Origin of the sequence: Ureibacillus acetophenoni, assembly GCF_900220965.1 — a bacterium.
GTDB classification, from domain to species: Bacteria; Bacillota; Bacilli; order Bacillales_A; family Planococcaceae; genus Ureibacillus; species Ureibacillus acetophenoni.
Genome location: NZ_OBQC01000007.1, coordinates 94,053 through 118,520 on the forward strand (window position 1 = coordinate 94,053; position 24,468 = coordinate 118,520).

At 35.3% G+C, this 24,468-nt stretch carries 22 protein-coding genes and 1 tRNA gene; 20 read left to right on the plus strand and 3 right to left on the minus strand.

Annotated elements, in window-relative coordinates:
• Positions 1 to 210: 210 nt before the first annotated feature.
• The 8 genes from CRO45_RS10970 (at position 211) to CRO45_RS11005 (ending at position 8,325) form a co-directional block, all read left to right on the plus strand.
• The gene (locus CRO45_RS10970; protein ID WP_097149689.1) at positions 211 to 1,737 is read left to right on the plus strand and encodes a tetratricopeptide repeat protein; all 1,527 of its coding nucleotides are present in this window, start codon (positions 211 to 213) and stop codon (positions 1,735 to 1,737) included.
• Between the two features lie 81 nt (positions 1,738 to 1,818).
• Positions 1,819 to 2,766, plus strand: a complete 948-nt coding sequence (gene trxB / locus CRO45_RS10975; RefSeq protein WP_097149690.1) for a thioredoxin-disulfide reductase — start codon at positions 1,819 to 1,821, stop codon at positions 2,764 to 2,766.
• Positions 2,767 to 3,098: 332 nt separating this feature from the next.
• Positions 3,099 to 3,569, plus strand: a complete 471-nt coding sequence (locus CRO45_RS10980) for an NUDIX domain-containing protein (protein WP_097149691.1) — start codon at positions 3,099 to 3,101, stop codon at positions 3,567 to 3,569.
• A gap of 15 nt (positions 3,570 to 3,584) precedes the next feature.
• Positions 3,585 to 4,469, plus strand: coding sequence for an RNase adapter RapZ (gene rapZ / locus CRO45_RS10985; protein WP_097149692.1), 885 nt, complete (start codon positions 3,585 to 3,587; stop codon positions 4,467 to 4,469).
• A gap of 4 nt (positions 4,470 to 4,473) precedes the next feature.
• Positions 4,474 to 5,436 (plus strand): gluconeogenesis factor YvcK family protein, encoded by a 963-nt coding sequence (locus CRO45_RS10990; protein WP_097149693.1) that lies wholly within the window; start codon positions 4,474 to 4,476, stop codon positions 5,434 to 5,436.
• A 73-nt stretch (positions 5,437 to 5,509) separates the two neighbouring features.
• Positions 5,510 to 6,451 carry a DNA-binding protein WhiA gene (whiA, locus tag CRO45_RS10995; RefSeq protein WP_097149694.1) on the plus strand — a complete coding sequence of 314 codons (942 nt, stop codon included), beginning with the start codon at positions 5,510 to 5,512 and terminating at the stop codon, positions 6,449 to 6,451.
• 98 nt (positions 6,452 to 6,549) lie between these two features.
• On the plus strand, positions 6,550 to 6,807 hold the full coding sequence (locus tag CRO45_RS11000) for an HPr family phosphocarrier protein (protein ID WP_097149695.1): 258 nt from the start codon (positions 6,550 to 6,552) through the stop codon (positions 6,805 to 6,807).
• 891 nt (positions 6,808 to 7,698) lie between these two features.
• Positions 7,699 to 8,325, plus strand: coding sequence for an alpha/beta hydrolase (locus tag CRO45_RS11005; protein ID WP_097149696.1), 627 nt, complete (start codon positions 7,699 to 7,701; stop codon positions 8,323 to 8,325).
• Between the two features lie 50 nt (positions 8,326 to 8,375).
• On the opposite strand, the gene clpP is transcribed toward CRO45_RS11005, so the two are convergent.
• Positions 8,376 to 8,975, minus strand: coding sequence for an ATP-dependent Clp endopeptidase proteolytic subunit ClpP (clpP, locus tag CRO45_RS11010; RefSeq protein WP_097149697.1), 600 nt, complete (start codon positions 8,973 to 8,975; stop codon positions 8,376 to 8,378).
• A 288-nt stretch (positions 8,976 to 9,263) separates the two neighbouring features.
• Here clpP and CRO45_RS11015 point away from each other — a divergent pair.
• The 4 genes from CRO45_RS11015 to CRO45_RS11030 all read left to right on the plus strand — a co-directional run bounded on the left by CRO45_RS11015 (position 9,264) and on the right by CRO45_RS11030 (position 12,312).
• A tRNA-Arg gene (locus CRO45_RS11015) sits at positions 9,264 to 9,338 on the plus strand.
• Between the two features lie 735 nt (positions 9,339 to 10,073).
• On the plus strand, positions 10,074 to 10,859 hold the full coding sequence (locus CRO45_RS11020; protein ID WP_097149698.1) for a basic amino acid ABC transporter substrate-binding protein: 786 nt from the start codon (positions 10,074 to 10,076) through the stop codon (positions 10,857 to 10,859).
• Between the two features lie 23 nt (positions 10,860 to 10,882).
• Positions 10,883 to 11,593: an amino acid ABC transporter permease gene (locus CRO45_RS11025; RefSeq protein WP_097149699.1), complete on the plus strand. Its 711-nt coding sequence runs from the start codon at positions 10,883 to 10,885 to the stop codon at positions 11,591 to 11,593.
• The gene (locus CRO45_RS11030) at positions 11,590 to 12,312 is read left to right on the plus strand and encodes an amino acid ABC transporter ATP-binding protein (protein WP_097149700.1); all 723 of its coding nucleotides are present in this window, start codon (positions 11,590 to 11,592) and stop codon (positions 12,310 to 12,312) included. The genes CRO45_RS11025 and CRO45_RS11030 overlap by 4 nt, the downstream gene beginning before the upstream one ends.
• Before the next feature lie 474 nt (positions 12,313 to 12,786).
• Here the strand turns inward: CRO45_RS11030 and CRO45_RS11035 are convergent, their stop codons facing one another.
• Positions 12,787 to 13,485: a YetF domain-containing protein gene (locus CRO45_RS11035; RefSeq protein WP_097149701.1), complete on the minus strand. Its 699-nt coding sequence runs from the start codon at positions 13,483 to 13,485 to the stop codon at positions 12,787 to 12,789.
• A 105-nt stretch (positions 13,486 to 13,590) separates the two neighbouring features.
• Positions 13,591 to 14,217, minus strand: a complete 627-nt coding sequence (locus CRO45_RS11040; protein WP_097149702.1) for a spore coat protein — start codon at positions 14,215 to 14,217, stop codon at positions 13,591 to 13,593.
• Positions 14,218 to 14,338: 121 nt separating this feature from the next.
• Between CRO45_RS11040 and CRO45_RS11045 the strand changes: the two genes are divergently transcribed.
• From CRO45_RS11045 to CRO45_RS11080, 8 genes are all read left to right on the plus strand, one after another.
• Positions 14,339 to 14,569 (plus strand): glutaredoxin family protein, encoded by a 231-nt coding sequence (locus CRO45_RS11045; protein WP_097149703.1) that lies wholly within the window; start codon positions 14,339 to 14,341, stop codon positions 14,567 to 14,569.
• A 93-nt stretch (positions 14,570 to 14,662) separates the two neighbouring features.
• Complete coding sequence (gap, locus tag CRO45_RS11050) at positions 14,663 to 15,673, plus strand: type I glyceraldehyde-3-phosphate dehydrogenase (protein ID WP_097149704.1); 1,011 nt, start codon at positions 14,663 to 14,665, stop codon at positions 15,671 to 15,673.
• Positions 15,674 to 15,925: 252 nt separating this feature from the next.
• Complete coding sequence (locus CRO45_RS11055; RefSeq protein WP_097149705.1) at positions 15,926 to 17,110, plus strand: phosphoglycerate kinase; 1,185 nt, start codon at positions 15,926 to 15,928, stop codon at positions 17,108 to 17,110.
• A 12-nt stretch (positions 17,111 to 17,122) separates the two neighbouring features.
• Complete coding sequence (gene tpiA / locus CRO45_RS11060; protein ID WP_097149706.1) at positions 17,123 to 17,881, plus strand: triose-phosphate isomerase; 759 nt, start codon at positions 17,123 to 17,125, stop codon at positions 17,879 to 17,881.
• 80 nt (positions 17,882 to 17,961) lie between these two features.
• Positions 17,962 to 19,500, plus strand: coding sequence for a 2,3-bisphosphoglycerate-independent phosphoglycerate mutase (gene gpmI / locus CRO45_RS11065; RefSeq protein ID WP_097149707.1), 1,539 nt, complete (start codon positions 17,962 to 17,964; stop codon positions 19,498 to 19,500).
• A gap of 87 nt (positions 19,501 to 19,587) precedes the next feature.
• The gene (eno, locus tag CRO45_RS11070; RefSeq protein WP_097149708.1) at positions 19,588 to 20,883 is read left to right on the plus strand and encodes a phosphopyruvate hydratase; all 1,296 of its coding nucleotides are present in this window, start codon (positions 19,588 to 19,590) and stop codon (positions 20,881 to 20,883) included.
• 585 nt (positions 20,884 to 21,468) lie between these two features.
• Entirely contained in the window at positions 21,469 to 22,638 is a 1,170-nt protein-coding gene (locus CRO45_RS11075) for an IS256 family transposase (RefSeq protein WP_097149709.1), read from the plus strand.
• 596 nt (positions 22,639 to 23,234) lie between these two features.
• Complete coding sequence (locus CRO45_RS11080) at positions 23,235 to 24,434, plus strand: M20 family metallopeptidase (RefSeq protein ID WP_408057134.1); 1,200 nt, start codon at positions 23,235 to 23,237, stop codon at positions 24,432 to 24,434.
• The last annotated feature ends 34 nt before the right edge of the window (positions 24,435 to 24,468 follow it).

Sequence of the window (24,468 nt, forward strand, 5' to 3'; positions counted from 1 at the left end):
GAACGTTGTCGAAACGTTCCTTCTTTCGTGTATACGGCGAATTTTACAGATAATTTTTTGGTAACTATTTGAGGTTTACGAAAAATCTAGATGCACATATTTGACTGCTTTTTGCAGAAAAGTGATCGATGCACATGTCTTAGACAGTAACGGAATGAAAGCTGTCAAAAATACGCCAACGCGAAATTGAATCATTTCGGAGGATTTAACTTGGAAAATCAACGTAGAAAAGAGCAAAAGAATAATATTGTGTCCTTTGTTCCTAATGGTGATTATTATTTTAAAAAAGCATTAAAAGCAATAGACCATGACCAAATGGATAAAGCTTATAAATATATGAAACGTGCAGCAGAACTGAGTCCATCAAATGCACATATCTTAATGCAATTTGGCATTATGGAAATGGATGCGGGGAACTTTGAAAGTGCCTATGAATGTATCCACACAGCCTATAGTTTAGAGCCTAGTGAATCGGAGTACGTATTCTTCTTAGCGGATGTGTCAGGATGCCTTGGTATTGTCCATGATGCTAAAAAATATGCAGAACAGTATTTAGAAATGGACCCTGAAGGTGTTTATTCTTTTGAAGCAAGTGAAATATTAGAGTTTATCGAATTTGAAGATGAATTTGAATCATTTGATGAAGAAGATGGCGAAAAGATTATCGCTCAAGAAAAAGCTCGCCGACTAATGGAGAATGGACGTTTTCCTGAAGCGATTGAGGTGCTTGAGGATTTAATTGAAACGTTTCCTGACTTATGGCCAGCCTTTAACAATTTAGCATTGGCTTATTTTTATACAGGTGAAATTGAAGATGCTAAAGCATTGCTAAACCATGTTTTACGTGAAAATCATGGCAATCTTCATGCAATTTGCAATTTAACAGTTATTGCCTACTATGAAAAGAAAGATAAAGAATTAGCGGAATTAGTAGAAATCTTAAAGAAAATTAATCCCTTTGATTGGGAAAATCGTTATAAGTTAGGTGCGACATTATCGTTAATTGGTGAGCATGAGTTAGCATTTAAATGGTTACGTAGTATGAGTAAACGTGGTTATGAAGGCGATAGTGGTTTTTATTTCTGGTTAGCCCAATCTGCTTACTTTTGTGGCCATGTAGACATAGCTGAGAGTGCATGGAAAACATTAGTTGAAATAGATCCATCTAAAAAGGGATTAGAGCCTTGGCAACATATTAAAACGAACGTAGGAAGTAACGCATTAGAGCAAAATCGTGAGAAAATCGTTGAAAAAATTACGAGTAAATATAGTGCTCATAGAATGTTTGGTTTTTTCTTATTAAGTAAATCTGCATATAAACAAGAGATTATTGCTCACCCAACTTGGATTGACTTAACAAAATATTCTGGTCTTGAAAAGTTATCTTTAGCCTATGCATTGAATCATCAATTTAATAGAAACAACAAAATTGAAAAATATTTTGAAAGAGCTATGGAAGTTGCTGAACAACTATATGAAAAAAGTGGAAGTGTTACTGTTGAAGAACAGTATTTATTCCAAATGTGGTTTGTTTTATGTGAAAAAGCATTGCAAGACTCATATGAATTTAAAAATGTAAAAGCATTGGCAGCGGCTGTAGACTTTATGTTTCATTCAACTATTAATAGTACCCGCGTAACGAAAAAAGAATATGCCGAGAAATATAATATTTCTGTCTCTACTTTAACAAAATATGTAGAAGACCTTATTAACTATTTGCCTTTTGAATCGAAGTAAGCTTAAGCATTTCATTTGAAGAAGTTCGCGTGATGCACTACGATGAAATTAAGCATTTTGCTTTATTAGGAGGATACAACAATGGCTGAAGAAAAAATTTATGACGTAGTAGTTATCGGAGCTGGTCCTGCTGGTATGACAGCAGCAGTATATACATCACGTGCTAATTTAGCAACTTTAATGATAGAGCGTGGAATTCCTGGTGGACAAATGGCGAATACGGAAGAAGTAGAAAACTATCCAGGATTTGACCACATTTTAGGACCTGAACTATCAACAAAAATGTTTGAACACGCGAAGAAATTTGGCGCGGAATATGTTTATGGTGATGTACAAGAAATCATCGACGGTGAAGAATACAAAATCATTAAAGCAGGTTCTAAAGAATATAAGACTCGCGCAATTATTATCTCTACAGGAGCAGAATACAAAAAAATGGGTGTTCCTGGTGAGAAAGAGCTTGGCGGTCGCGGAGTAAGTTACTGTGCTGTTTGTGACGGTGCATTCTTCAAACAAAAGAATTTAATCGTTGTAGGTGGAGGAGACTCTGCTGTAGAAGAAGGCGTTTATTTAACTCGTTTTGCAGATAAAGTAACAATCGTTCATAGACGTGACAAACTTCGTGCACAAAAAATTCTACAAGATCGTGCTTTTGCTAATGAGAAAGTAGATTTCATCTGGAATCATACTGTAAAAGAAATTAATGAAAGTAACGGGAAAGTTGGTAGCGTTACTTTAGTGAATACTGTTGATGGTTCTGAACAAGAAGTTCAAGCTGATGGTGTGTTCGTATACATTGGTATGGTACCATTAACTGCACCATTTAAATCATTAGGAATTTTAAATGAAGCTGGATATGTATTAACGAATGAAAAAATGGAAACATCAGTAAAAGGAATTTTTGCTGCTGGTGACGTTCGAGATAAAATGCTTCGTCAAATTGTTACAGCAACTGGCGATGGTAGTATTGCAGCTCAATCTGCACAACATTATATTGAAGAACTAGTTGAAAAAATCGGACAAAAATAAAATCTTAATAATGTCTTAATTTACGTGTAACTTATTTGAAACACAGAAGGGGTATACTATAAATATGAACGCGTTATCCCCCTTTTTGTGTATCATTTTTTAGTTGTTTCCATTTTACGTGGGAACAACTTTTTTTTGAGAAAAAGAGAGTTTATACATAGCTTTAAAGTAAGATGCCAACTCGACCTAGTTCTGGGTCGAGTTGTGTTATTTTCCTGTAAATAATGTTAATGATTGTTTAAATTCATTGGTGTAGACATATTATTTTGTAACCAACCTAATTTAACAGTTATAATAGAAATAAGAAGCTAGAAAAGATTTGGGGTGTAGTCATGCAAAGGATTGCTAATTTATTAGCCGTACAAGATGGAAAAGTTCTACTTATGCAAAAGCCTAGAAGAGGTTGGTATGTGGCTCCTGGTGGAAAAATGGAAAGTGGCGAATCAATAATAGAAGCTGCAATTCGTGAGTTTCAAGAGGAGACAAGTGCTACACCGAAAGATGTTCATTTAAAAGGTGTCTTTACGATTGTTATTAAAGAGGATGGACTCGTTGTTGATGAGTGGATGCTATTTACATTTGTCTCAAATGGAATTATCGGAACTCCTGTTAAAGAAAATCGGGAAGGGAAGCTGGACTGGCACCCTATTGAAAGTCTACATCATTTACCAATGGCTGAAGGAGATCGTGATAATCTTTTATTTGTATGTACAAAAGAGGGGATTCAATATGGAACGTTTGAATATACAAAGGATTATGAATTGTTAAGTTCAACATTACAATCATCGACGGAACAACAATAAGGGGAGTGTATTTCCATGGCGAGCAATAACTTATATAACCATGAGATTGTCATTATAACTGGGATGAGTGGTGCAGGTAAAACAGTAGCGGTACAAAGTTTTGAAGATTTAGGCTACTACTGTATTGATAATTTACCTCCTGCTTTATTAACGACGTTTTTAGCACTGATGAAAGAATCTGAACGAAATATAACTCGTGTTGCCGCAGTAATGGATATGAGAGGCGGAGAATTTTTTGATTCGCTAGTTGATGCATTAGATAAGTTAGAAAAGGTTGAAGATCTTCAAACGCGTGTTTTATTTTTGGACGCAGATGATGAGACACTTGTTCGTCGTTATAAAGAAACGAGAAGATCGCACCCACTTGACCCTCAAGGGCTGCCCCTTAATGGAATAAAAAAAGAACGAGCATTACTTTCTGAGCTTAAAGGACGAGCTACTTATGTTTACAACACTTCGACAATGAAACCACGAGAACTAAGGGAAAAAATAGCCTACGAATTTGCTACAGCATCTGGTCCGACTTTCTCAGTGAATGTGATGTCTTTTGGTTTTAAAAATGGAATTCCAATTGATGCAGATTTAGTATTTGATGTTCGATTCCTAAAAAATCCATATTATGTCGAAGAACTACGACATAAAACAGGATTACAAACAGAAGTTTCTTCATATGTTTTAGCTAATGAAGATACACAAGAATTAATTAATAAATTATCAGATCTATTCACATTTATGGTTCCACAATATAAAAATGAAGGTAAAACTCAATTAGTCATCGCTTTTGGGTGTACCGGTGGGCAACATCGTTCTGTAACCTTAGCAGAATACTTCGGTAAAGTATTCAAAGAAAGCTATCAAACTGTCATTACGCATCGAGATGTTATCCAAAGGAAGGATTGAAAAAATGCCAAGGAAAAAAACGAACGTCGTAGTAATAGGAGGTGGAACAGGTCTATCCACATTATTACGCGGATTGAAAAGATATCCTTTTGAAATTACAGCAATTGTAACAGTCGCCGATGATGGTGGATCCTCAGGACGTTTACGAGATGACTATGATATTCCACCACCTGGCGATATTCGAAATGTCATTGCTGCATTATCCGAAGCAGAACCATTAGTTGAACAAATGTTTCAATATCGATTCTCTCACTCAGTGGACTTAGGTGGCCATTCCTTAGGGAATTTAATGTTAACTGCTTTAACGGATATTACAGGTGATTTTAGTCATGCCATTGCAGAAATGAGTAAAGTATTAAATGTTCACGGAAAGGTACTCCCAGCAGCAAATAAAAAAATTACATTGCATGCGGAGTTAGTTGATGGATCGGTTATCGTTGGGGAATCAAAAATCCCAAATTCAACGCGCCCAATTCGGAAGGTTTTTTTAGAGCCAAATCATGTAAAACCACTACCGGAAGCAGTACGTGCTATTCATTCAGCGGATGTTATACTAGTTGGTCCAGGAAGTTTATACACGAGCATTATTCCGAATCTATTGGTAGAAGATATAGGAGAGGCTTTAGTAGAAGCGAAGGGGCGTAAAATTTATATTTGTAATTTGATGACGCAAAAAGGTGAGACAATTAACTATAAAGCATCAGATCATGTTCAAGCAATTTTTGATCATGTTGGAAAACCGTGCTTAGATTCCATTCTTGTTAATAATTTTGATCTACCTTTACCTATTAAAGCAAACTATAAAGAAGAAAATGCTGAACCAGTACCTGTTGATGTGGAAAATTTGGAAAAGCTAGGATTAGAAGTGATTAAAAAGGATATTGCAACAATACAATCTGGTGTAGTGCGTCATGAATCTACCCACATTGCGCATTGGTTAGACCAATTATGTTCCGAAATTTTATAGTATTCCTATTCCTCGGATCGATTAGTATATGATATGATATTCCACATACATAATTTGAAAGGGGGTTATGAAAGTGTCATTTGCTTCGGAAACGAAAAAAGAACTGACGCAAGTTGAAGCGAATGATAGCTGTTTAAAGGCAGAGTTATCAGCACTTATTCGTATGAATGGTGTTGTATCATTTACAAATAAACAACTTAGCCTAGATGTTCAAACAGAGAATGCTGCAATTGCGCGAAGAATATATACGATTATTAAAAAGCTCTTTTCATTAAACGTTGAGTTACTCGTTCGTAAAAAAATGCGTCTTAAAAAGAATAATGTGTATATTTGTCGAATTCGAGATGGTGCAAAAGATTTACTATCAGACCTCGAGATTATTTCAAATGAATTTCAGTTCAATCATTCGATTTCTAATTCGTTACTTGAAGAAACAGATGAAAGACGTGCCTATTTACGTGGTGCATTTTTAGCAGGTGGCTCTGTTAATAACCCAGAGACGTCTTCATATCATTTAGAAATCTATTCTTTATATAAAGAACATGGTGAAGCATTAACAGAGTTATTAAATACTTTTCAATTAAATGCAAAAACTATTGAACGTAAAAAAGGATTTATCACTTATTTAAAAGAAGCAGAGAAAATCTCAGATTTCTTAGGGTTAGTTGGTGCTTTCCAAGCGATGTTGAAATTTGAGGATGTCCGAATTGTTCGAGATATGAGAAATAGCGTAAATCGTATAGTCAATTGTGAAACAGCGAACTTAAATAAAACGATCGGTGCAGCTATTCGTCAAGTGGATAATATTAAGTTTATTGAAAATGCCATTGGATTAGATCAACTTCCTGAGAAACTACGAGAAATCGCCAGGTTACGTGTCGAATACCAAGATGTTACATTAAAAGAATTAGGTGAAATGGTATCGACAGGACCAGTAAGTAAATCAGGTGTAAATCATAGATTAAGAAAAATTGACGAAATCGCTGATGCTCTTCGCAGAGGAGAACAATTATAGTTCGATGGAAATAGGCAAAAACAAACATTGTTCTTTTTTGGTAATTCCGATAAGATAAATATATATTGATGAACGGTTTGAAAGAGGGAGATTATTAGATGGTTGAAACCAATTTAGAAGTGAAGTTGAAATCGGGTTTACAAGCTAGACAAGCCGCTTTATTTGTCCAAGAGGCAAACCGTTATAAGGCCGAAGTGTATTTACAAAAAGACCATAAAAAAGTAAATGCAAAGTCCATTATGGGGATCATGAGCCTTGCTATCGCAAGAGGTACAACAGTAACTTTAATTGCAGATGGCAACGACGAAAACGAAGCAATCGCTGGTCTTTCTAAATTCATTGAAAAAGAAGATTAATGAATATTATTATGAAAACGCTCGCATAAGATTCACTTAGCATTTTTTAAGTGGAGATGCGGGCTTGTTTTTTGTGGGTGGGGGTTACGGTGGGGAAGGTGTCCCGGCTGGCTTCTCAAGGGCGGAAAAGGTGTGTTTTTCGGTAAAGTGTCTTCGAGAGTGCATCTCGAGGAAAAAAAAGAAGAGAATTTCAGAAAAAAGTCTTCAAGGTATCTAGTTTCTGACAAAAAACGAAGAAACAGTGGAAAAGTGTCTAGAAAAGCATAGTATTTGACAAAAAAATTATTCATTCATAAAATCTTGTCTAGAAAACTCCAGTTATTAGACAAAAAAGGTCTACTTCATAGAATATTGTCTTGAAAAACCAAAGTTACGAGACAAAAAATCACGGATCAATAGGAAAGTGTCTCGTAAAACCGAGTTATGAGACAAAAAATTGTGAATCAACATGAAAGTGTCTCGTAAAACCGAGTTACGAGACAAAAAATTGTGAATCAACATGAAAGTGTCTCGTAAAACCGAGTTACGAGACAAAAAATTGTGAATCAACATGAAAGTGTCTCGTAAAACCGAGTTACGAGACAAAAAATTGTGAATCAACATGAAAGTGTCTCGTAAAACCGAGTTACGAGACAAAAAATTGTGAATCAACATGAAAGTGTCTCGTAAAACCAAGTTACGAGACAAAAAATCAAGTTTCTCCAGAAAACTGTCTCAATCAATATTCAACCATCCAGTAATCGCACAAGCATAAGTAACCGCATTCCTAAAGAAGTCCTATCTATCAAGATAAACTTAATAAAATATCCTAGATCTCTCGATAATGAAAATATAATCCCATAAACAATCACAAACTATATTCACAACACATAAAAACCGAGGTGTAATTAATTGAATACAAATCTTGTTTATACATTAAGTAAACCAACAAATACAGACAAAGCAAAGCACCCTGCAATCTTTCTAATGCACGGTATGGGAAGTAACGAAAGTGATTTACCGAGTATCGTTCAAGAATTAAGAAATGACTATTATATCTTTAGTTTAAGAGGACCGCTTTCTCAGCCGCCTGGCTACTCATTTTTCACAATTGAACGTATTGGACTTCCGCACGAGGAACCATTTAAACATATTTTAAATGAAATCCAACAATTTATAGAAGAAGCGAAAAGTCAGTATGATATTGATGAGAATGGAATTTATTTAATGGGCTTTAGCCAAGGTGGGATATTAAGCCAATCTCTCGCAAGTATCATGGGGAACAAGTTAGCTGGAATAGTATCGTTAAGTGGGTACCTACCAGAAATCGTAGATACGATGGAGAAATCACCAATGGACGGATTGCGAGTGTTCCTTGCTCATGGAGAACAAGATCAGATCATTCCTTTTACTTGGAGTGAGAAGAGTAAACAATACTTCGAGGGAAATCACGCAGAAGTGTCTTATCACCCTTACACAGGCGGACACTTCCTAACACAAGAAGTCGTAAACAAAATTCTAACCTATTTTAAAGGCTAATAAAAAATCTCCCTTTACACGTAAAATGTAAAGGGAGACTTACTTGTTACTTATTTTTTTGCATCATCGCTATTTGTAATGATGTGGTCGATTAGACCGTATTCTTTTGCTTGTTCAGCTGTCATGAAGTTGTCGCGGTCTGTATCTTGAGCGATTCTTTCGATTGGTTGACCTGAACGATCAGCTAAAATTTTGTTTAATTTGTCGCGTAAGAATAAAATACGTTTTGCAGCAATTTCGATTTCAGTTGCTTGCCCTTGAGCGCCACCAAGTGGTTGGTGAATCATTACTTCTGCATTTGGTAATGCGAAACGTTTACCTGGTTCACCAGCTGTAAGTAAGAAAGCACCCATAGAAGCTGCCATACCGATACAAATTGTTTGAACTTTTGGTTTAATGTATTGCATTGTATCGTAGATTGCCATACCTGCAGTAATTGAACCACCAGGTGAGTTGATGTATAAAGAAATATCTTTATCTGGATCTTCTGCAGCTAAGAATAATAACTGTGCAACGATTGAGTTGGCAACATTATCATCAATTGCGCTACCTAACATGATAATACGGTCTTTTAATAGGCGTGAATAAATGTCATATGCACGTTCTCCACGGTTTGTTTGTTCAATAACTGTTGGGACTAAAATTGTCATAATTTAAAATCCTCCTTAAAATGAATTAAATCGAAACATACGCTGAATTGTTCATCAGCTGTATCATTATAATACACAGAATGGTCAAGAAAGGTCAAATATAAACTCTTCATATAGTTAGCGATTTTTACTGAATATAATAGTATCATATGTAAGGAAATAAATATAAAATTAAGAGTTACAAAGATGTCGATAAAAAAATTAGCATTTGATTAAAAAGTTGAATTATTACCATGAAATTCTGTATAATAGTTTAAGTCGCCACTAATTTATATTTTCTCTCGAATTGCCCTCGTGGTGTAATGGATAACACGTAAGATTCCGGTTCTTGCACTGGGGGTTCGATTCCCTCCGAGGGCGCCATTACCATTTATTTCTTCACTTAATCAATCTTTACCTATAAAATGGAAAAATATACTTACTTTAACTGGCATAAAATATTAAATATTTGACAAAATTGTGATATTTTATTAAAAAGGTTGATTAATTGCCCGAAAATTAGTAAATTAATTTAGGTTCCTTATGATTAATGATGAATATAGTACTACTTAGACTACCAAGCTGCATTTCAAACAACCTGTATGATTTGTAGCTATTTTTCATTAATCAGATAACAATATGCCCGAAAAGGGCGCCATTTTACTGTTTTTTATATAATATTATAGCAATACCTACTGTAAATATTAGTTTAGCAGCCTAATCATTTACAGAGGGAATGGAAATAAAGGGGTAGAATGTTAATTACTGTACCAATTCATTTTACCCCTTCTTCATTCTCTTTAAACTAGTTATGATCAAATATCTTTTCATATAAATTTAGAACAAAGCGATGTTTATACGTTAAGGATAGAGTAATATAGTTTGAAGGTTTAACATAAAAATCCACCTTATTCATATTTATGAGTAGGGTGGTTTTTTTATTTCTATGAAAAAAATGTCGAAAAACCTAAGTAAAATTGGGTTTTTAATATATTTCAGAAAATATAGTATTGTATTAAAATTGTATAATAATTATAATACTATTTATAATTACACAGTTTTAAATAATCATAGAACTGATTTATTAAGAAACAACTATTTTGAATTGGGGGTATTTACATGAAGAAAAAGAGTTTAATGTTAATATTTACGATTTTAGCTGCAGTTTCTGTCATTCTAGCAGCATGTGGAGCAGGTGGGGATTCAGGTTCATCTGATTCAGGTAAAAAGAAATATCTCGGTGGTACAGAAGCATCATTTGCTCCATTTATTTATTTAGATGAAAAAGGTAAGGTTTCAGGGATTGACCCAGATATCGTACAAGCAATTGCTGAAGAAATGGATGTCGAATTAGAATTACAAAACGTTGGTTGGGAGCCAGTATTCTCAAAATTAACAAATGGAGAAATTGATTTCGGTGCTGCTGGTATTACAATTACTGAAGAACGTAAAGAAACATACGATTTCACAGAGCCTTATTGGGAATCTACATTACTACTAATTGTCCCAGAAGATAATACAGAAATTAAATCAGTTGATGATATTAAAGATAAAAAAGTTGCTGTTCAGATTAATACTACATCTCACGTAGCTGCTCAAAAAATTCTAGGTAATACGAATCCAAATATTATGGCCTATGAAAATCAACCACTTGCTTATCAAGAAGTAATCAATGGAACAGCTGATGTAGCAATCGGTGATAATGCCGTTATTTTAGAGTATTTAAAAAATAATCCGGATGCACCAATTAAAACGATCGAAGACGATAGCTTCGAAAAAGAATACTATGCTTTAATGGTGAAAAAAGGGAATACGGAACTATTAAATCTATTAAACGAAGGTCTTAAAAAGATCAAAGAAAATGGTAAATTAAAAGAAATTACAGGGCAAGATGCTGATTTTTAATTTTATAAATGGAGGAGTTTCAGATGGACTTTTTGTTTAACTTACGCTGGGATATAATCTGGAACTACCGTGATTTATTTTTACAGGGTATCTGGATAACAATTGTATTAACGGTTTGTGGTTATATTGGTGGTGTCATTTTTGGTGTTTTCTTAGGTCTAGGAAAAACGTCCAAAAGAAAATGGATATATTGGCCATGTAAATTATATGTGGATCTATTCCGTGGAACACCACTGTTAGTGCAAATTTTAATTATCCACTTAGCATTGATTCCATCGATTTTCGGTCAATCATTAGGAGTTATGTTTTCTGGGATCGCTGCGCTTATTTTAAATAGCGCAGCGTATAACGCAGAAATTTTCCGAGCTGGTATCGAATCAATCGATAAAGGTCAAACAGAAGCTGCTCGCTCGTTAGGGCTAACACAAGGTCAAGCGATGCGAAAAGTTATCTTACCACAAGCATTTCGTCGTATGGTACCGCCATTAGGTAATGAATTTATCGCATTGTTAAAAGATTCTTCATTAGTAATGGTTATTGCAGTAAATGATATTTTATATGCTGCAAAAGTAGTGGCAGGAGCTTACCAAAGATTCTGGGAACCATACTTAACGGCTGCAGTATTATACTTAGTATTAACATATGTTGTAACAAAACTAGTTGCATATGTTGAAAGACGTTTTAGTATTGATTACAATCCGCGTAAAAATAAGGAAGGGCGGGTTGCAAGATGATTAAAATCGAAAATCTACACAAAACTTTTGGTAAACTTGAAGTTTTAAAAGGGATCGACTGCGAAATAAAAGAAAAAGAAGTGGTTTGTGTTATTGGCCCTTCTGGTTCAGGGAAAAGTACATTTTTAAGATGTATTAATTTACTTGAAGAAATTACTGATGGAGCAGTTTATATTGGTGGGGCACAGGTAAATGATTTGAAAACGAATATTAATGATATTCGTACTGAAGTAGGAATGGTATTCCAACAATTTAATTTATTCCCTCATATGTCGGTAATCGATAATGTGACAATGGCTCCAATGTTAATACGTAAAATCAATAAAAAAGCTGCAGAGGAACAAGCTTTAGAACTACTTGCTAAAGTTGGTCTTAAAGAGAAAGCTTACAATTATCCGCAACAGCTTTCAGGTGGTCAGCAACAACGTGTTGCCATTGCACGAGCTCTTGCGATGAAGCCGAAAGTGATGCTTTTTGATGAACCAACATCAGCTCTTGACCCAGAAATGGTTCAAGAAGTGCTAGATGTTATGAAACAACTAGCAAAAGAAGGGATGACGATGGTTGTTGTAACGCATGAAATGGGATTTGCTCGTGAAGTTGCAGATCGAGTTATTTTCATGGACGGCGGGTACATAGTGGAACAAGGTCTTCCAAGTGAGATCTTTAGTAATCCACAAAACGATCGTACAAAAGCGTTTTTAGGGAAAATTTTATAAGTAGTTTAGAATCCATTCAGTGCGCAGGCATTGAATGGATTTTTTTATTTAGAGTATTTGATACTGCGAGGCGGATTTCGCCAAAATGAATGAAATATTCGTCAAAATGCAGGAGTTATTCGCCAAAATACAAAGGATATTCGCTAGAATGCCAAACCCGTGCTTCTACGCTGCAGATAATCGCCAAAATGAATAAAGTATTAGCCAAATTGAGAGAGTTATTCGCCAAAATACAAAGGGTATACGCCAGAATGCCAATCTTTAGCTTTTATGCTTTAGAAAATCGCCAAAATGAATAAAGTATTAGCCAAAGTGCCAGAGTTATTCGCCAAAATACAAAGGATATTCGCTAGAAAGCCGAACTCGTGCTTCTACGCTGCAGATAATCGCCAAAATGCATAAAGTATTAGCCAAATTGAGAGAGTTATTCGCCAAAATACAAAGGATATTCGCCAGAAGGCCAAACGCCCCATTTCAATACATCCCTAAACTCTGTATATACAACTGCCCGTCAGATTGAATTTCCGCATAAAGAACTTCCTTAGTTGAATACACACCAGCATTTTCTAACTGTTTATTTAGCCAATCGTTACTTAGACCTAGCTCTTTTAGGTTATCCGCTATTATTTTTCCATCAACAATTATTTCTGTAGGTATGTAAGTCGGCATAATTAAATCTATATTTAAATCTTTCTTCTGTACGTTTTGGGATTGTTGTTTTTTCAAAACACTCAATGTCCCGTTAGGTTCTAATATTGCATAATCAACTTCCGTAATTGAAAAAACATCTTTTTGTCGTAGTAACATTGTTAAATCATCAATATTTAACTTTGTGCTTGATAAGGATTTTTTATCGATGACTCCTTTTTTAATTAAAATAGTAGGTTCCCCATCAAGGACGACTCTTGCTTTCCCTGACTTTAATCCGATATAGGCAATAATCATTGACAGTAAACACCAAATAATTAGTGTCGTCAGTTCTTTAAAGAAATCCCTAGTACTAATTAACACCATATTTGCAGCAAGTGAACCTATTGTAATGCCTGTTATATAATTAAAAAAAGTTAAATGACTTAATTGTTTCTTACCTAATAGTCTTGTCATTATTAACAGGACAAAAAATGTAGAAACTGTTTCAATTATTATCTGGAAGTAGCTTATATTTTCTTTCATCAATTACACCTCTATTCGTATTTTGTGTTGTCATGAATAATTAATACAAAACAAAAAAATCACCTTTCACAGAGTGTGAAAAGTGATTTTTTATTTAATCCAATGTTAGCTCGGCATTCCTGGTGCTTTATCAGCCTGACCATACATATTTAACATTGCTTGCATGTCTGCTTGTGATAATTGAGGAATTTGGTAATAGCCTTTTTGGTTTTGATAAAGTGACAATTCGTATGCCATTTCAATACAGTTAGGAATGGAGTCTTGTAACACACGGCGTACAACTGGGTTTGTTGCTTCAAGGGCTGCTGTCGTTTTACCAGTTGCGCCCATTTTATGACAGCTTAAAAGGAATCCTGAAATAATTCCGTCATTAATTTCAGTTGGTGACTGCATAGGTTTTTTCGGTTCACCTGGTGTTAAACCGTATTTAGAGTCGTTACCCATTTGCATTTTGTATGAACGAGTCGGGTGACTAGGATCTTGACCCGTTTTGAAACATTCTGCAGTAATATTGTACTCATCAAGCATAAATGCATATTGTCTATCCAAAATATTAAGAAGCTCTTGGTCTTGTACATGTTGACGGAAGAAAATAAATGTATTTAATGCACCAATTGAAGCACTTAACACTTCATGAACGTCTAATACTTCGTGAGCACCGTGATTCATAGAAAGTGGCATATTCGTTGATTGTTGCATTGATTGGTTTTGATCCATGAAATTGTTTGTCATATTGTTCCTCCTTAAGTGTTTAAAGGTCGTACGAAATTAGTGTGTGTAGGTTGTTTTTGATTATTCATCTTTTCTGATACAATAATTGGTAAAGTAGTTGGTTGTTATTGGAGGTTAATTGATGATTGTTAAATTTTATAGTCGACCTGATTGTCCGCTTTGCGAAGAAGGTTTAATTACCTTGAAATTAGTCCAAGAAGATATCCCATTTACAATTGAACATATTAATATTGAGGAGTTTGATGACATTCACGAAAAATATATGCTCATGATTCCTGTAGTGGAAAAGGATGACAAAGTAATCCAATATGGGCAACTAGATTATGCGACATTGTTGGAACACCTAAGTTAATCATCAAATCCAATGAGGGAGGTTAATATTTCTCTCAAAGGGTAAAAATAATAAAGGTACAATTATAAAAATTGTAATATTGGAGGAAAAATTATGCCCTTAAAAATTGCGATTAATGGTTTTGGACGAATTGGTAGATTAGTGTTTCGAGAAGCGATGAAAAGTGAACAATTAGAAGTGGTTGCTGTAAATGATTTAACGGATGCTCATCAATTAGCTCATTTAATGAAATACGACTCTATCCATGGAATATATGATGCGAAGGTTGAATCTGAAGATGATGCATTTATTGTAAACGGCAAAAGAGTGCGTGTTTTATCTGAAAAAGACCCTTCAAAACTTCCTTGGGGTGAACTAGATGTTGATGTTGTTATCGAAGCAACTGGTAGATTCCGTTCCATGGAAGAAGTATCTCAACACGTGCAAGCGGGTGCGAAAAAAGCAATTCTTTCTGCACCATCAAAAGGTGAAATGCCTACTTATGTAATGGGAGTTAACCATACAAACTATAAAAATACAGAAGATGTGATTTCGAATGCTTCATGTACGACAAACTGTTTAGCTCCAGTAGCAAAAATACTTGATGAAAAGTTCGGTATTAAACGTGGATTAATGACAACAGTCCATTCTTATACAAATGACCAACGAATTTTAGATTTCCCACATAGCGATCCAAGAAGAGCTCGAGCTGGTGCGGTTTCTATGATTCCAACTTCCACTGGTGCAGCGATTGCTGTAGCGAAAGTGCTGCCGCAGTTAAAAGGTAAATTAGATGGATTTGCGATTCGTGTTCCAACACCAAACGTGTCATGTGTTGACTTTGTAGCTGAATTAAACACTAAGGTTACTGTTGAACAAGTAAATGATGCACTAAAAGAGGCTGCAAACGGAGAATTGCAAGGAATCTTAGGCTACAACGAACTACCGCTCGTATCAATTGACTATAACGGAAATTCAAATTCCTCTACAGTTGATGGTCTTTCTACTATGGTATTAGAAGATAATATGATTAAAGTTTTATCTTGGTATGATAATGAAATCGGCTATTCAAGTCGTTTGATTGATCTAGCTCTTTATATAGCTGAACAAGGCTTAAACAAATAAATGTGCTATACTATTTGATTTGGTTCGAAAAAGTGTAACATAATTATCCTTAGTTTCTATATTAAGTATAGCCTTAAAAATGATTTCCATTTATAATGATGATGGGTAATAAGAGCGGTGGCGTGTCGGTGGCTCTCTTGGCCGCTGAGAAGGACCCATCGCTCTTTCTTAATTTTAAAAATGTATATAAAAAAGATGAAAATGGTTGTGAAATGATGATCAACCTTATGTAATTCAAGGAGGATTTTCTTCATGTTTTCAAAGAAGACGATGAATGATATTGATGTAAAAGGAAAACGTGTCTTTGTTCGCGTTGATTTTAATGTACCGATGGAAGATGGAAAAATTACAGACGAAACGAGAATTCGTGCTGCGCTTTCAACAATTGAACAATTGACTAATAATGGTGCAAAGGTTATTTTAGCTTCTCATTTAGGAAGACCAAAAGGTGAAGTAAACGAGGAAATGCGCCTTACAGCAGTTGGAGTACGTTTAGCCGAACTTTTAGGAACAGCTGTTACAAAATTAGATCAATCAATTGGTAGTCAAGTTGAAGAAATGATTGCGAACATGCAAGACGGAGAGATTGTTCTTCTTGAAAATGTGCGTTTCCATAAAGGTGAAGAAAAAAATGATGAGGAACTTGCAAAACAATTTGCGAGTTTAGCTGATATATATGTAAATGATGCATTTGGTGCTGCTCACCGTGCTCATGCTTCTACTGAAGGAATTGCAAAACATATTCCTGCGGTTTCTGGTTTATTAATGGAAAAAGAATTGGACGTTCTTGGTAAAGCATTATCGAATCCAGAAAGACCTTTTACTGCCATCATTGGTGGATCAAAAGTAAAAGACAAAATTGGTGTAATTGAAAATCTACTTGATAAAGTAGACCATTTATTAATCGGTGGAGGACTTTCTTACACATTTAGTAAAGCTCAAGGGTATTCAGTTGGTAAGTCATTATTAGAAGAAGATAAAATCGAGCTTGCAAAAGGTTTTATTGAAAAAGCAAAAGAAAAAGGTGTCGAGCTTCATTTACCAGTGGATGCTGTTGTGGCAAATGAATTCTCTAAAGATGCTGAAACAAAAGTTGTGGATATTAATGAAATTCCAGAAGACTGGATGGGACTTGATATCGGGCCTAAAACTGCAAGTAAGTACGCTGAAATTATTAAAAACTCTAAGTTAATTATTTGGAATGGCCCAATGGGTGTATTCGAAATGGAACCATTCGCAAATGGAACGAAATCTGTTGCAGATGCAATGGCAGAAACTGCTGGTTACACGATTATTGGTGGTGGTGATTCAGCTGCAGCTGTTGAAAAATTTAATGTTGCTGAAAAAATGGACCACATCTCTACAGGTGGCGGAGCTAGCCTAGAACTTTTAGAAGGTAAAGCACTACCTGGCATCGTTGCTTTAAATGACAAATAAGGAGGTAGGCCTATGCGTAAACCAATCATTGCAGGAAACTGGAAGATGTATAAAACATTTGATGAAGCAACTCAGTTTTTAGAAGCTGTACGAGATCAAATTCCTACTGAAGATAAGGTAGATGCTGTTATTTGTGCACCAGCTTTATATTTGCCAACATTGGTAGGTATCGCTGCTGATTTTGATTTAGCGATTGGTGCTCAAAATATGCACTATGAAAATGAAGGTGCATTTACAGGTGAAATCAGTCCAGCTCAACTTTCTTCCATAAATGTTGATTATGTTATTCTTGGTCATTCAGAACGCCGTGAATACTTTAATGAGACGGATGAAACGGTGAATAAAAAGGTGGCTGCTGCCCTAACAGCTGGCATTGTTCCTATTATTTGTTGTGGTGAAACATTAGAAGAACGAGAATCAGGTAAGACGGAACAAAAAGTGAGCGGCCAAATAAAAGCAGCATTGAACGGCTTTACTGCTGAACAAGTGGAACATATGGTCATTGCTTACGAACCGATTTGGGCAATTGGCACAGGTAAAACTGCAACAGCAGATGATGCCAATCAGGTGTGCGGTGCCATTAGAAATGTTGTTGAACAATTATTTAACAAAGACTGTGCCGAAAAAGTTCGTATTCAATATGGAGGCAGTGTGAAGCCGGAAAATATTGAAGAGTTATTATCAAAAGAACATATTGATGGCGCTCTAGTAGGTGGGGCTAGTCTACAAGTGGATTCATTCCTTGCTTTAGTGAATAAGGCAATTAGTTAAGTTTTTCTAAATAGCAGGAGCTCAAAATTAATTTTTAACTTAAAGACGTAGTTTATTTCACAAATTGGAGGCGAGAGCATTTGCCTAAACAACCCGTAGCATTAATTATACTCGATGGCTTTGCTTTCCGTGACGAAGTGTATGGAAATGCAGTAGCACAAGCAAAGAAACCGAACTTTGATCGATATTGGAACCAATTTCCTCACTCAACGTTAACAGCAAGTGGTGAGGCAGTGGGGTTACCTGATGGTCAAATGGGTAATTCTGAAGTGGGACACTTAAATATTGGTGCAGGAAGAATCGTGTACCAAAGTCTTACTCGAATTCATAAATCCATTCGTGAAGGTGACTTCTTTGAAAATGAAAAGTTATTACAAGCGATTGAGCATGTAAAGTCTAATAATTCAAAGCTCCATCTGATGGGCTTACTATCAGATGGCGGTGTACATAGTCATTACGAACATCTTTTTGCAATGTTAAAACTTGCAAAACAAAAAGGCATCGATGAAGTCTATGTACATGGTTTTTTAGATGGACGTGATGTTGGTCCAACAACAGCACTTGGTTATATAGAAGAAACTGAAAAACAGATGAATGAAATCGGTGTAGGTAAATTTGCAACAATCCACGGTCGTTATTATGCAATGGATCGGGATAAGCGTTGGGAAAGGGTTCAATTATCCTATAATGCCCTCGTAGATGGAATTGGTCAAACGGCCCCTAGTGCAAAAATCGGGGTTGAAAACTCTTATGGAAGAGAAGTTCATGATGAATTTGTTATTCCATTTGTGATCACACAAGAGGGCAAACCTGTAGCAACAATTGATACGAATGATGCGGTTGTATTCTTCAATTTCCGTCCAGATCGTGCAATTCAGTTGTCGACGGCTTTCACAAACGATCAATTTATTGGTTTTAAATTATCTGAGAAACATCCTAAAAATCTTTCATTTGTTTCATTTACACATTATAGTGCAGAGGTTAATGCACAAGTCGTGTTTGAAAATATTGATTTAGTAAATACTGTCGGTGAAGTTATTGCTAGAAGTGGAAAAACTCAACTTCGTATTGCAGAAACTGAAAAATATCCGCACGTTACTTTCTTTATGAGTGGAGGAAGTGAGCAAACCTTCCCAGGCGAGGAGCGAATATTAATTCCTTCACCTAAAGTTCCTACATATGATTTGAAGCCTGAAATGAGTGCATACGAAGTAACAGAAGCACTGTTACAAGCAATTGAAGAAGATAAATTCGATGCGATCATATTGAACTTTGCAAATCCGGATATGGTTGGTCATAGTGGAATGCTTGAGCCAACGATTAAAGCGATTGAAACAGTCGATGAATGTTTAGGAAAAATTGTGGATGCCATTATAGAAAAAGGTGGCGCTGCAATTATTACAGCAGATCACGGAAATTCTGATGAAGTAGTTACAATTAAGGGTGAACCGATGACTGCCCATACGACAAATCCAGTTCCTGTCATTGTGACTAAATCGGATGTTGTCGTTCGTGATGGTGGAATTTTAGCTGACCTTGCACCTACAATGTTAAAATTGTTAGGACTAAAGCAACCAGAAGAAATGACAGGTAAACCGCTTATCGAAGAGGTTAAGTAGTAATTTAGGTTTTTGGGCTTCATGCCATTAAAAATAAATGCAATTTTGCTAAAGACTAAATTGATTCATTAAGGAGACTTGATTACAATGCCATTTATTACACAAGTTTATGCTCGCGAAGTATTAGATTCACGTGGTAACCCAACAGTAGAAGTAGAAGTATTTACAGAATCAGGTGCATTTGGACGCGCAATCGTTCCATCCGGTGCATCAACTGGTGAATACGAAGCAGTAGAACTACGCGACGGCGACAAATCTCGCTATCTTGGTAAAGGTGTTTTAAAAGCAGTAGAAAACGTGAATACGTTAATTGCTGAAGAATTAGAAGGTAACTATTCTGTTCTTGATCAAATTCTAATCGACAAAGCGTTAATCGAATTAGATGGTACTGAAAATAAAGGGAAACTAGGTGCAAACGCTATTCTTGGTGTTTCATTAGCTGTGGCACATGCAGCAAGTGACTACTTAGATATTCCTTTATATCAATATCTTGGTGGCGTAAATGCGAAGCAACTACCAGTTCCAATGATGAACATTTTAAACGGTGGCGCACATGCGGATAACAACGTTGATATTCAAGAGTTCATGGTTATGCCAGTTGGAGCAGAAAGCTTCCGTCATGCATTACGTATCGGTGCAGAAATCTTCCATAGCTTAAAAGCTGTTCTTAAAGAAAAAGGCTACAACACAGCTGTTGGAGATGAAGGTGGATTTGCTCCAAACTTAGGTTCGAACGAAGAAGCAATTACTGTTATTTTAGAAGCAATCGAGCGCGCGGGCTATAAAGCTGGCGAAGAAGTTCAACTTGCAATGGACGTTGCATCTTCTGAGTTATTCAATAAGGAAGACGGCAAATACCACTTATCAGGTGAAGGAGTTGTGAAAACTTCTGAAGAAATGGTTGACTGGTATGAAGAATTAACTTCAAAATATCCAATCATTTCAATTGAAGACGGTCTTGATGAAAACGACTGGGCTGGTCACAAGTTATTAACTGAGCGTATCGGTGGACGTGTTCAATTAGTTGGAGATGATTTATTCGTAACGAATACTGCGAAGTTATCTCAAGGAATTGAACAAGGTGTAGGTAACTCAATCCTTATTAAAGTTAACCAAATCGGTACTTTAACAGAAACTTTAGATGCGATTGAAATGGCAAAACGCGCAGGCTACACAGCAGTAATTTCTCACCGTTCTGGTGAATCTGAAGATGCAACAATTGCAGACATCGCTGTAGCAACAAACGCTGGCCAAATTAAAACAGGTGCTCCATCTCGTACAGACCGTGTTGCAAAATACAACCAATTACTTCGCATTGAAGATCAATTAAACGAAACTGCGCAGTATTTAGGATTAAAAGCTTTTTATAATATTAAGCGATAGATATTTATGGACCTCTTTCTTAGGAAAGGGGTTTTTTTGCGGATGAGAACTATACAAATTAATAAGTAACCTAGATTTTTGATGTCTGCGAAAAAGATATTAGAAGAAATTGATGAGATATTAGACAAAATGCCTGAGTTATTAGCCAAAATTGAGGCATTATTAGACAATAACTATAAAGTCAAAGTCTTCGTTAAAGATATTAGAAGAAATCGATGAGATATTAGACAAAATGCATGAGTTATTAGCCAAAATCAAGGCATTATTAGACAATAACTATAAAGTCAAAGTCTTCGTTAAAGATATTAGAAGAAATTGATGAGATATTAGACAAAATGCACTAGTTATTAGCCAAAATCAAGGCATTATTAGACAATAACTATAAAGTCAGAGCCTTCGTTGAAAATATTAGAAGAAATCGATGAGATATTAGACAAAATGCACTAGTTATTAGCCAAAATCGAGGCATTATTAGAAAATAACAGATTAAGTCCATATAATTGTGTAAAAACAAAAGAGTCATTTTGATTCCTCTTGGTTAGAATGTTTTCAGCTACGACAAACATTAGAAAAGAGGATATTAAAATGACCCAAATTCAGTTTAACCTAAATATGGATCTTTTAAAAGATTCTGTTATAAATTCAAACATTGATACTGTTGTTAAATCAGCTATCGTTCTTGTTTTAAATGAGTTCATGGAAAAAGAACGTGATGAATATTTACAAGCAGCTGCTTATGAGCGCTCTTCTGAGCGTCGTGATTATCGTAACGGTTATTATGAACGTGACTTTACATTAAGCATAGGCAAAATAACACTGAAAGTACCTAGAACACGTAACGGTGAATTTTCACCTTCAGTATTCGAAAAATATGCTCGTTGCGATCAGGCATTGATTGTATCTATGACAGAGATGGTTATAAATGGAGTCTCTACAAGAAAAGTCACTCATATTGTTGAACAACTATGTGGTAAAAGTGTTTCAAAATCATTTGTTTCAACGCTTACTCAAAAGTTAGATCCAGTTATCAATGAATGGGCCAGCAGGCCTTTGAATACGACTTATTATCCATATATGTTTGTTGATGCTATGTATACTAAAGTTCGTGAGCACCATAAAGTCGTTTCTAAGGCTATTTATATAGCGACTGCGATTAATGAGCAAACGGATAAAAGAGAAATACTCGGATTAAGTGTTGATCATGTCGAAAGTTATGAGAGCTGGACTCGTTTTTTTCAATCTTTAAAATCTCGTGGGCTCCAATCTCCAAAACTTATAATTTCTGATGCACATCAGGGGTTACAGAAAGCTATACAACGTGAATTTATCGGTACAGCTTGGCAAAGATGTAATGTTCATTTTAAGCGTAATATCATGGATAAACTACCAAAAAAGGATTCTTCTGAAATACGTACTATGATTAAGCGTGTTTTTGAAGCCATTACAATTGAAGATATTCGTAAATTTAAGGATGAACTACTGGAACAATTCAGTGATAACCCAAGATATGAAAAAGCTCTTACGACCTTTGATGAAGGTTTCGAAGATACCATTCAATATATGAATTTTCCTGAAAAAATTCGAAAACATATCCGAAGTACTAACTCTCTTGAACGCTTAAATCAGGAAGTAAGAAGACGTGAAACTGTCTTACGTATATTCCCGAATACACAATCAGCTTTCCGTTTAGTAGGAGCAGTGTTAATGGAATATCAAGAAAAAAATTATGACCGAAGGAAATCTCTAGCTAAATAAGACTTTGAATTTTTCGTTCTTAACTTCTATTCCTGGGAGTATTCCATATCCAATAAAGGCTATCAAAGTGAAAAGAGCCTTTGACAGCCTTTATTGGATATGGAGACTTTTGCCCACGGAAGTTAAGGCCGAAAAAATGTTAGGGATAGTTATACTCGAGCCCAAATGGGTACGTAAAATTTAAGTTGAAAACATTCGATATAGAATTTACACAAGATTAAGGACTTGACTAAATAACATGAACGTAGACGCCTCCTTTAATTAAAATGAGGGCTTATTAGAAATTATATTGAATATGGATTATCCAAAAGTTTAAATAACTTTAGGATAATCCTTTTTTTATTTTTAAAACGTAATTACTGATTATGAGAATTATTAATTCAAAATTGTTTAGGTATAAATGTATCAAAACTCAATTCTACTCCATAAAAATTCTAAAAAAATCATTAAATTTCATAATATGAAATCAAAGGTCAACCTTTCTTGAAATCTATGTTATCATGTTAAATAGTCATAATTTTCTAATAATAGTAGCCCCCCACAATAATATTAACTTCAGGAAAAATTATTATTAGGAAAACAAATTAGAAAAGGGAGTGGGAATTTTGATTACAAAAGATATCCTTAGTGAGAAATTAATAATTCAACAAGCAGTTGATAACAGAGATAGTGAAATAAGAGACCTTGCATTAAAAATCCATGCAAATCCGGAACTTGGATTTAAGGAGTATAAAGCAGCTGAATGGATTACAAATACATTGGAAAAAGCCGGTTTTAAGGTGGAAAAAGGTGTTGCAAATATTGAAACTGCCTTTGTAGCAACATGGGAAGGATCATCTGAAGGACCGACCATTGCCTTTATAGCAGAGTATGATGCATTACCAGAGTTAGGGCATGGATGTGGTCATAACATTATTGCATCTTCTTCAGTAGGTGCAGCTCTTGCAATAAAAGACGCATTTCCTAATTTCCCAGGAACAATAAAAGTAATCGGAACACCAGCTGAAGAAGGCGGTGGTGGAAAAATCATTATGTGTGAACATGGGGTATTCGATGATCTTGATGCTGCAATGATGTGTCATCCACTACGTGATTCTTTAGCCTACTTAGGTGGACTAGCGGCAGTAAATACGACATTTAAATTTTATGGAAAAGAATCTCATGCAGCTTTTGCCCCTGAAGATGGAATCAGTGCTTTAGATGCTGTCATTAATAGCTTTAATGCAATAAATAGTTTAAGACAATTTTTCACAGATGATGTGAGAATTCACGGAATTATTACAAAAGGTGGAGATGCTTCTAATGTTGTCCCAGCCTATTGTGAAGCAAAATTTGGAATTAGAGCTTCTACTAGAAAACGATTAGAACTAGTAAAAGAAAAAGTATACAATGCGGTACGTCATTCTACTGCTGCTGTAGGTGCTAAATGTGAAATAGAAGAAGGTTTAGTATATGCAGAACGTAACGATAATCTAACGATGGCAGATTTATTTAAAGATAATTTGGAGTCAATGGGAGTTCAAGTAAAAGAGCGACCTAAACAAGGTGGAATTGCATCCTCAGATATTGGGAATGTGAGTCAGATCGTTCCTACAGTTCAGTCTTATATCAAAATTGGAGACGCCCCAAATCATACACCTGAATTTACAAGGGATTCAGGATCAGAGCGAGGAATGGTTGGTTTAAATCAAGCAGCAAAGGCGTTAGCGATGACTGCTTATGATTTAGCAGTGGATCCTGAAATCTTAAAAAATGTAAAAGAAGAATTTGAGAACTCGAAGAAAGTTAATAACTAAATTGTTACTAGTAGTAATTTAATAGATTTAGGGG

What these genes read in the sequence shown, in the direction of transcription:
- CRO45_RS11045 (WP_097149703.1), top strand. Translation starts at nt 14,339, where the DNA reads ATGATTGTTAAATTTTATAGTCGACCTGATTGTCCGCTTTGCGAAGAA.
- CRO45_RS11030 (WP_097149700.1), top strand. Translation starts at nt 11,590, where the DNA reads ATGATTAAAATCGAAAATCTACACAAAACTTTTGGTAAACTTGAAGTT.
- CRO45_RS11025 (WP_097149699.1), top strand. Translation starts at nt 10,883, where the DNA reads ATGGACTTTTTGTTTAACTTACGCTGGGATATAATCTGGAACTACCGT.
- CRO45_RS11035 (WP_097149701.1), bottom strand. Translation starts at nt 13,485, where the DNA reads ATGAAAGAAAATATAAGCTACTTCCAGATAATAATTGAAACAGTTTCT.
- clpP (WP_097149697.1), bottom strand. Translation starts at nt 8,975, where the DNA reads ATGACAATTTTAGTCCCAACAGTTATTGAACAAACAAACCGTGGAGAA.
- rapZ (WP_097149692.1), top strand. Translation starts at nt 3,585, where the DNA reads ATGGCGAGCAATAACTTATATAACCATGAGATTGTCATTATAACTGGG.
- CRO45_RS11040 (WP_097149702.1), bottom strand. Translation starts at nt 14,217, where the DNA reads ATGACAAACAATTTCATGGATCAAAACCAATCAATGCAACAATCAACG.
- trxB (WP_097149690.1), top strand. Translation starts at nt 1,819, where the DNA reads ATGGCTGAAGAAAAAATTTATGACGTAGTAGTTATCGGAGCTGGTCCT.
- CRO45_RS11055 (WP_097149705.1), top strand. Translation starts at nt 15,926, where the DNA reads ATGTTTTCAAAGAAGACGATGAATGATATTGATGTAAAAGGAAAACGT.
- CRO45_RS11075 (WP_097149709.1), top strand. Translation starts at nt 21,469, where the DNA reads ATGACCCAAATTCAGTTTAACCTAAATATGGATCTTTTAAAAGATTCT.
- gap (WP_097149704.1), top strand. Translation starts at nt 14,663, where the DNA reads ATGCCCTTAAAAATTGCGATTAATGGTTTTGGACGAATTGGTAGATTA.
- CRO45_RS11020 (WP_097149698.1), top strand. Translation starts at nt 10,074, where the DNA reads ATGAAGAAAAAGAGTTTAATGTTAATATTTACGATTTTAGCTGCAGTT.
- eno (WP_097149708.1), top strand. Translation starts at nt 19,588, where the DNA reads ATGCCATTTATTACACAAGTTTATGCTCGCGAAGTATTAGATTCACGT.
- CRO45_RS10990 (WP_097149693.1), top strand. Translation starts at nt 4,474, where the DNA reads ATGCCAAGGAAAAAAACGAACGTCGTAGTAATAGGAGGTGGAACAGGT.
- tpiA (WP_097149706.1), top strand. Translation starts at nt 17,123, where the DNA reads ATGCGTAAACCAATCATTGCAGGAAACTGGAAGATGTATAAAACATTT.
- CRO45_RS11000 (WP_097149695.1), top strand. Translation starts at nt 6,550, where the DNA reads ATGGTTGAAACCAATTTAGAAGTGAAGTTGAAATCGGGTTTACAAGCT.
- CRO45_RS10980 (WP_097149691.1), top strand. Translation starts at nt 3,099, where the DNA reads ATGCAAAGGATTGCTAATTTATTAGCCGTACAAGATGGAAAAGTTCTA.